The 220-nt window shown below is 39.5% G+C and carries 1 pseudogene; it reads left to right on the top strand.

Features of this window, described 5'->3' with window-relative positions:
• Positions 1-220 (top strand): annotated as a pseudogene (locus tag GFJ36_RS29665) (enterotoxin); the annotation flags it as partial.

Below are 220 nucleotides of genomic sequence, written 5' to 3'. Positions count from 1 at the left end.
GGCTAAGGAAGAAGCAAAAGCAAGAGAAGAGTCTAAAAATAACATACAGTCTGCTAAACGTGAATTAACGGTAGTTGCGACAGCATATACTGCTGATCCAAGTGAAAATGGTACATATGGTGGACGTGTTTTAACTGCGATGGGGCATGATTTAACGGCTAATCCGAATATGAGAATTATCGCAGTAGATCCGAAAGTAATCCCATTAGGATCTAAAGTA

This window comes from Bacillus sp. EE-W1 (assembly GCF_009760835.1).
Taxonomy (GTDB): domain Bacteria; phylum Bacillota; class Bacilli; order Bacillales; family Bacillaceae_G; genus Bacillus_A; species Bacillus_A wiedmannii.
Note: the sequence above shows the minus strand (reverse complement) of the source record. Positions and strands in the feature narration are given on the sequence as shown.